Source organism: Saccharopolyspora sp. NPDC000995, assembly GCF_053599315.1.
Genome location: NZ_JBSFLZ010000332.1, coordinates 1 through 1,413 on the forward strand (window position 1 = coordinate 1; position 1,413 = coordinate 1,413).

The following is a 1,413-nucleotide window of genomic DNA, read 5'->3' on the forward strand; positions in this document are numbered from 1 at the left end:
TTTTGGGCCCGGAGACGGGGGCACGCCGTTGCTTCGTCTAGGTTTCTGGCTTGTCGAAGGTCAGGAACCGAGGGACGGAGAACGGCGTGCCGAAAGCCAGTTTATGGCGTGCTCTGGTGGGCGTCGACAGGCGCACGGTGATCGAGGATGTGGAGTTCGACGAGACCGCCGAAGTGGTGGTGGTGCACGTGCGCCCGCGTCGGCGTGGGCGGGCTCGCTGTGGGTGGTGTGGGCGCCTGTCCGGGCGGTATGACCGGGGTGAGGGACGGCGCCGGTGGCGGGCCCTGGACCTGGGCACCATTCAGGTCTGGCTGGAGGCCGAAGCGCCGCGGGTGCGCTGCCGTGAGCACGGGCCTACCGTGGCGCGGCTGCCGTGGGCGCGCCACGGTGCCGGGCACACCTTGGCTTTCGACGACACGGTGGCGTGGCTGGCGGTGCGGTGCTCGAAAGCCGCGGCGTGTGAGCTGATGCGGATCGCCTGGCGCACCGTGGGTGCGATCGTGGCCCGGGTGTGGGCTGATGCTGAAGCCCAGAGTGACCGGTTCGGTGGGTTGCGGCGGATCGGGATCGATGAGATCTCCTACAAGAAGCATCATCGCTATCTGACGGTGGTGGTGGATCACGACACCGGGCGGGTGGTGTGGGCCGCTCCGGGGCGTGATTCCGCGACGCTGAACCGTTTTTTCGACGCCCTCGGCGACGAGCGTGCCGCTGAGATCACGCATGTGTCCGCTGATGCGGCGGCGTGGATCGCCGACACCGTGGCCCGCCGCGCCCCGAACGCGATCCGCTGCGCCGACCCTTTCCACATCGTGGCCTGGGCCACCGAAGCACTCGATGCCGAACGGCGACGGGCCTGGAACGACGCCCGTGCCCTGGCCCGCACTGAAGGCAAACGCGGCCGCGGGCGCCCCAAGGCTGACTCCCCGGCCCGCCCGGGTTCGGAGAAAGCGAAGAAGCTCAAAGACTCCCGGTACGCGCTGTGGAAAAACCCTGAAGACCTCACGGAAAACCAGCAGGCGAAGCTGGACTGGATCGCCACCACCGATCCCCGCCTGCACCGCGCCTACCTCCTCAAAGAAGGACTCCGGCACGTCTTCAAAGTCAAAGGCGAGCAAGGCAAACAAGCCCTCGACAAATGGGTCAGCTGGGCCCGGCGCTGCCAGATCCGCGTCTTCATCGACCTCGCCCGCAAGATCACCAAACACCGCGCCGCCATCGACGCCGCCCTCGAACACGGCCTCTCACAAGGACTCATCGAGTCCACCAACACCAAAATCCGCCTGCTCACCCGTATCGCTTTCGGATTCCGCTCACCCGAAGCCCTCATCGCTCTCGTCATGCTCGCCCTCGGCGGCCACCCACCCACCCTCCCCGGACGAACCTGACACCCACGGAAGCAGCAGAAGAGCC

General features: G+C 67.3%; 1 protein-coding gene. It reads left to right on the forward strand.

Features of this window, described 5'->3' with window-relative positions; translation table 11 throughout:
- Positions 1 to 86 precede the first annotated feature (86 nt).
- Entirely contained in the window at positions 87 to 1,388 is a 1,302-nt protein-coding gene (locus ACWDKQ_RS36155) for an ISL3 family transposase (protein WP_450143238.1), read from the forward strand.
- The last annotated feature ends 25 nt before the right edge of the window (positions 1,389 to 1,413 follow it).